The 5,684-nt window shown below is 72.3% G+C and carries 7 protein-coding genes; 3 read left to right on the forward strand and 4 right to left on the reverse strand.

The features are described from left to right. On the forward strand, positions 1-704 hold a 704-nt coding region (locus tag ASG00_RS11035), incomplete at its 5' end, for a M48 family metalloprotease (protein ID WP_200930916.1). 7 nt (positions 705-711) lie between these two features. Here the strand turns inward: ASG00_RS11035 and ASG00_RS11040 are convergent. Genes ASG00_RS11040 through ASG00_RS11050 form a run of 3 tightly spaced genes read right to left on the reverse strand, consistent with a single transcriptional unit; the run spans position 712 to position 3,786 of the window. Then, a complete protein-coding gene (locus tag ASG00_RS11040) occupies positions 712-2,382 on the reverse strand; it encodes a copper resistance CopC/CopD family protein (protein ID WP_056209525.1) in 1,671 nt (556 codons plus the stop codon). Then, entirely contained in the window at positions 2,379-3,113 is a 735-nt protein-coding gene (locus ASG00_RS11045) for a YcnI family protein (protein WP_082483215.1), read from the reverse strand. Before ASG00_RS11045 ends, ASG00_RS11040 begins: the two co-directional genes overlap by 4 nt. A gap of 37 nt (positions 3,114-3,150) precedes the next feature. Beyond that, positions 3,151-3,786, reverse strand: coding sequence for a DUF5134 domain-containing protein (locus tag ASG00_RS11050; RefSeq protein WP_200930917.1), 636 nt, complete (start codon positions 3,784-3,786; stop codon positions 3,151-3,153). 116 nt (positions 3,787-3,902) lie between these two features. Here ASG00_RS11050 and ASG00_RS11055 point away from each other — a divergent pair, with 116 nt between their 5' ends. Further along, positions 3,903-4,190, forward strand: coding sequence for a metal-sensitive transcriptional regulator (locus ASG00_RS11055; RefSeq protein WP_056209531.1), 288 nt, complete (start codon positions 3,903-3,905; stop codon positions 4,188-4,190). A gap of 183 nt (positions 4,191-4,373) precedes the next feature. Here the strand turns inward: ASG00_RS11055 and ASG00_RS11060 are convergent, their stop codons facing one another. Then, on the reverse strand, positions 4,374-4,718 hold the full coding sequence (locus ASG00_RS11060) for an ArsR/SmtB family transcription factor (RefSeq protein ID WP_045246652.1): 345 nt from the start codon (positions 4,716-4,718) through the stop codon (positions 4,374-4,376). An 82-nt stretch (positions 4,719-4,800) separates the two neighbouring features. Here ASG00_RS11060 and ASG00_RS11065 point away from each other — a divergent pair. After that, positions 4,801-5,684 (forward strand): FAD-dependent oxidoreductase (locus ASG00_RS11065; protein ID WP_235559507.1); only part of this gene is annotated, 884 nt, incomplete at its 3' end.

The following is a 5,684-nucleotide window of genomic DNA, read 5'->3' on the forward strand; positions in this document are numbered from 1 at the left end:
CGGTGCTCGGCGGCGTCGCGTGCCTGATCGGTGCCGGCATCGTCGGCCTGGTGCTGGCGATCGCCGGGTCAGGATCGGAGTCCGGCGCGGCCGGGGTCATCGTGACGGTCTTCGCATGGATGTCGCTCCTCGCCGTCGGCGGCACGGTGGTCATCGTGGCGTCGGGGTCGGCGGAGGTGCTCGACGCGGTGCGCCGCAATCGCGGCTCGGTGCTGACCCTGCCGCACACGGTGCACGTGGCGGCATCCGATTGGCAGCTGCTGGTGTGCGACACCGACGAGGTGTTCGCCTGCGCGATCCCGGGGAAGCCCCACACCGTGGCCGTGTCGGCGGGGCTCGTGCGCGAACTCACCCCGGCACAGCTGCGCGCGGTCGTCGCGCACGAGTGGGCGCATCTGTCGGCGCACCACGAGCTCGTGCTGCGGCTGGCCGACCTCAACCTCGCCTGCATGCCGCGCAGCGGCGCCGCGCAGCGTCTGCGCCGATCGACGAGCCTGCTGATCGAGCTCGCGGCCGATGACGCGGCTTCCCGCCGTGCGGGTGCCGTGCACCTCGCGAACGCGCTGGTGCGGGTCGGTCGCGCGACCGGCGACGTGACTGTCGAGCTGCGCGCCGAGCGCCTCGCCCAGCGTCCCTGCCGGCTGGCCGGTCGCCTCACCCCGGTCGCGCCGGTCTACGAGCGCGCGGTCGCGTCGCTGCGCTGACCCGCGCTCACCACGCCCGGAAGGTCGTCGCGGTCGCGTAGGCGTGCGCCTGATCGATCGTGACGGTCAGCTGCAGCGTCCAGGCCCCGGCGATCGGTACGACGGCGTCGGTGGTGACCCACGACGCCCCGTCGTGGGTCAGAGTGACATCGATGCCGGCGACCCCGTTGTCGGGCGACGAGAGCACGCCGGTGACGAGTTCGGGATCGATCCGGGTGCCGTTTCGATCGGTGACGTGCACGGTGATCACGAGCGGGCCGTGGCGGGTCGTGGAGAGCTCCGCGACGGCGGTCGCACCGGTGTCGCCGACCGGGGCGGTCACGGTCGCCGCGGGCCCGTAGGTACCGGAGGCAGGCGGCAGGGCGGTGAGCACGCTCGTCACCACGATGGCCGCGGCCACGGCGACCGCCTCGATCCGCAGCGACCGGCGCACGCGCACGACCGAGACGGATGCCGCATCGGCGCCGGCGCCGGAACGTCGGCGAGCGACCATCCGTTGGGCGGCGAGCGCGCCGGCGAGCGCGATCGCGACGAACGCGAGTTTGACGAGCAGCGTCACACCGTAGGGGGTCGACCAGAGCGAGGCGACCGGCTGCACTTCGCGCCACGCCTGGTACTCCCCCGACACGACGAGTACGGCGACCGAGACGAACGCGATGATCGACCAGGTGCCGAGGCGCAGGCGGTCGAGGTCGGGCGCGCCCGTCACGCCGGGGAGAACGGCGACCAGAAGGAGGAGCAGCCCCCCGGCCCACGCAGCCATGGCGGCCAGGTGGGCGACGGCCGCGGTGGCCGCGAGCACGACGTCGGCGCCGACACCCGCGTGCCCGGCGAGGGCGATGGTAACGAGCACCCCCGCCTGCGCGACCGAGTAGGCGGCGAACCCAGCGCGGCGCGCGAGCGACCGGACGAGCACGACCCCGACGACGGCGAGCACGATGCGGGCGACGAGCAACTGCCCGTACGAGCCGGCGAGCGTCTCGCCGAGACCGTCGAGCCGCAGCACACCGTGCCAGCCGGTCTCATCGGCGCGGGGTCCTTGCAGCAGCAGGTCGACGAGCGCCCCGACGAGCAGCGCCGCCCCTCCCGCCCGGACGAACAGCCGCACGCGGCGACGGCGCCAGGTGTCCGGCCACAGCAGGCGCGCGAGCAGGGCGACCCCGAGCGCGAGAACGACGCCGACGTACCCGAGTCCGATCGCGGTCTGCGCGACGACGTCGAGCGAGGTGGGCGCGGCGGAACCGGTCGCCGCGGCGGACGCGGCATCCTGCTGCACGCCGAACGAGATCGAGCCCGACACGACGTGGGTATCGGCCGAGATGACGCGCCAGCTGACGGTGTAGCTGCCCCGGGGAAGATCGGGCGTCAGCGGGACGACGACCTGCGTGTCACCGCCGCTGCGGGAGATGTCTCCCGTGTCGACGCGCGTACCCGAGGACGAGAAGGCCCGCGTCATGCCGTCGACGAGCTGCACGGGCTCGTCGAAGGTCAGGACGACCCGCGCCGGCGCGGCGTCGAGCCGACTGCCGTCGGCCGGGCTCGATCGCACGAGCACGGCGTGCGCGTCGGCAGGAACGGCGCCGAGCAGCACTGTCGCGGCGGCGAGCAGCGCGCCGAGCGCGAACAGGAACGCCCGGACCCGGCGGGGACGCCGGGTCCGGGCGGGAAGGTGCGTCACGCGGACGGGGTCTCCTTGCGAGAGGTGCGGGCGATCGCGACGATCGCGATCACCAGCGCGACGCCGCCGGCGATCAGACCGACGATACCGGGCCACGCGGGCGCCGATGCGGTCGAGCCGCCGTCGACCGAGGCAGCTTCTGCGGTCGGCGTCGGGGTGGGAGCGTCCGACTGCGCCGCGAGTGTCAGGGTGGGCGCGGGGTGCTCGGGCTCGACGCCACCGGTGGCCTGTTCGTTCCAGTTCACCTGCGAGCCGTCGCTGTAGGTCTGCAGTGCCGGGAACGAGACGGATGCCACGGCCGGCAGCGGTCCGACCGCCACGGCGAAGGTGTCGAACTCGCCGGGCGCGATGCCCGCCGCCGCGCTGTCGGCCTTCCACGTCACCTGCGTGACGTAGGTGTCGACGGGTCCGTCATCGGTCTGGATGGGGGTCGATGCCTTGGCGGTCGTGATCGTGGCGGTCCAGCCGGGTTTCGGCTGCGTGGAGGCATCGGCGATCGGGGTGTCGGCGGGGAACGTGATCTGCACGCCCACCGTCGAGGCGGTGTCGGACTCGCTGGGCACGCGGAACGTGAGCACCCCCTCACCGCCCTGGGTCGCGTCGGTGCCGTCGACGTGGATGTGCGCGGACGCGGCGGTCGCGGTCAGCAGCACCCCGGCGAGGCCGACGGCGGCGCCGGCGGCGATGCGGAAGAAGAGCCGCGCCGGTCGACGGGTGGAACGTGATCGCATGAGGGGTCCTTTCGGGGTACGAGGTCGGCGCGGGCCGTCACGTCATGAGGAGGAGGAAGGAGCACGCCATTCCGGCCGCCATGAGGGCCGTCGCGAGCGTGTCGAGAATCACGATCCCGGCATGCCCGGACAGGCGGGTGGCGGTGATCGCGCGTCGTAGCGCCGCGACGACAAACCAGAGCGCGGCGACGACGAACAGGAGCCCGAACGCCCACGTGATCACGAGCGCCCAGTCGGCCGAGCCGGTCATCGGCATGCCGTCCGTGCCGTGGCCCATCGACATGCCGCCCACGTCGTCCATCCCGGATGCCGCGGTCACCGGCGTCATCGCGACGGCCATCCACACCATCGCGAGCATCATGACGGCGTGGTACACGAGCACGGCCGGGTGACGGTGGTGGTCGGTGGCCGGGGCCGCGGCGACAGAGGGGCGGAAGAGCGCGAGGTAGAGATACCAGAACGTCGCCGCGGTGAAGAACGCGATCTGGGCGGCGACGGGGAACACGGCGTACCACGACCACGGCATCGCGAGCATCACGACCGCCATGACGGCGTGCACGAGGTTGGAGACGCGGTCGACCCAGCCGAAGGCGACGACAGCCCGCACCACGGCGTGCACGAGCACGAGGGCGAAGATGACGGTGACGGCGGTCGCGGCGGCGGGATCGGACATCACGAGCGCACACATTACTCCACGAACTGTAGAGAAATTTCCCGTCGGGCGGGGGGCGTCATTTTCACGGCGATCTGTCCCCGCCCGGAATACCTCAATGGGGTATCGTCGGTCGCATGGAGACCACGCATCCGGGCTACATCGATGACAAGCCGTCGCTCGAGCGACGACTCAAGCGCATCGAGGGTCAGGTGCGCGGCATCGGAAAGATGATCGACGAAGACCGCTACTGCATCGACATCCTCACCCAGGTGTCGGCCGTGACGAGCGCGCTCGAATCGGTCGCCTTGTCGCTGCTCGACGATCACCTCCACCACTGCGTCGCCCACGCGGGCGAGCAAGGTGACCTGGAGGAGAAGCTCACCGAGGCCAGCGCCGCCATCGCCCGACTCGTGCGCTCCTGACGCACGACCCACCACCGAGAGGACACGCCCATGACAGAGACCACGACGCTTCCCGTCGCCCAGCACGCCTGCAACTGCACCGCCAACGGCGGCACCTGCAACTGCGGCGACAGCTGCACCTGCGGCAAGTAATCACCGCAGACACCACGACGCCCGCCTCTTCGGAGGCGGGCGTCGTCATTCTCAGATCGCGGCGATGCGCGCGGTGAGCGCGTCAAGCGAGCCGTCGACGAGTCGGTAGTAGGCCCAGGTGCCGCGCTTCGTGCGCTCGAGGAATCCGGCATCGGTGAGCACGCGCAGGTGGTGCGACACCGTGGGCTGACTCAGACCCACCGGTTCGGTCAGGTCGCAGACGCAGGCCTCGCCGGCCTCCGCCGCGGCGACGATCGACAGCAGGCGCAGACGGGTCGGATCGGCGAGCGCCTTGACCCGCAGCGCGAGCGCCTCTGCGGCGTCCGCCTCGATGGCAGGTCGGGCGAGCTCGAGGCCGCAGGCATCCTGCCCGAGCAGGGGAAGCATGGTCGGCATGCATAGATGCTAGTCGATATTGACAGTCATCGATAGATGTCCGCATACTGAGCATCGATCGTCATCGATGAAAGGATGCCGCGTGCCGCTCCTCGATCTCACGCCGCGCCCTCGCGGAGCCACGGCCGCGTCGACGCATCCCGTCGTCGTGATCGGTGCGGGCCCGGTCGGGCTCGCCGCCGCCGCGCATCTGCTCGAGAGATCGATCGACACGATCGTGTTCGAGGCGGGCGAGTCGGCCGGGGCCGCGGTGCGGTCGTGGGGCCACGTGGCCCTCTTCTCGCCCTGGCGCTACCTCGTCGATCCGGCCGCAGGGCGTCTGCTCGCGCCGACCGGATGGCTCGCGCCCGACCCCGACGAGGTGCCCACCGGTGAGGACCTCGTCACCCGCTACCTCGAACCGCTCGCGCAGACCGCGGCGCTCTCCCCTCGCATCACCACGGGCGCCCGCGTCGTCGCCGTCACCCGTCTCGGCCGCGACCGCACCCGCAGCGACGGCCGTGGCGACGCCCCGTTCGTCGTGCGGGTGCGGCGAGCCACCGGTGAGGTCGAGTCCGTGCTCGCCCGCGCCGTGATCGACGCCTCCGGAACCCTCGACACCCCCAACCCCATCGGCGGCGACGGGCTGCCTCCGCTGGGCCTCGACGAGGTGGGCTCGTTCGTGCTCCCGCCCCTGCCCGACGTGCTCGGTCGCGACCGGGCACGGCTCGCCGGACGCTCGGTCGCCGTGGTCGGAACCGGCCACTCGGCCGCGCACACTCTCCTCGCCCTCGCGGAACTCTCCGAAGGCGCCCCGGGCACCCGCGCGGTCTGGGTGCGTCGACGGCCGCCGCTGCGCCCGTCGACCGCCGACGACCTCCCCGAACGCGAGCGGCTCGGCTCCCGCCTCGACGCACTCGTCGACGCCGGCGTCGTCGAGGTGCGCGACGGGTTTCTCATCGAGCGGGTGTCCTCGGCGGGCGACGG

This window comes from Microbacterium sp. Leaf351 (assembly GCF_001423825.1).
Classification (GTDB): Bacteria; Actinomycetota; Actinomycetes; order Actinomycetales; family Microbacteriaceae; genus Microbacterium; species Microbacterium ginsengisoli.

What these genes read in the sequence shown, in the direction of transcription:
- ASG00_RS11045 (WP_082483215.1), bottom strand. Translation starts at nt 3,113, where the DNA reads ATGCGATCACGTTCCACCCGTCGACCGGCGCGGCTCTTCTTCCGCATC.
- ASG00_RS11050 (WP_200930917.1), bottom strand. Translation starts at nt 3,786, where the DNA reads ATGTCCGATCCCGCCGCCGCGACCGCCGTCACCGTCATCTTCGCCCTC.
- ASG00_RS11055 (WP_056209531.1), top strand. Translation starts at nt 3,903, where the DNA reads ATGGAGACCACGCATCCGGGCTACATCGATGACAAGCCGTCGCTCGAG.
- ASG00_RS11060 (WP_045246652.1), bottom strand. Translation starts at nt 4,718, where the DNA reads ATGCCGACCATGCTTCCCCTGCTCGGGCAGGATGCCTGCGGCCTCGAG.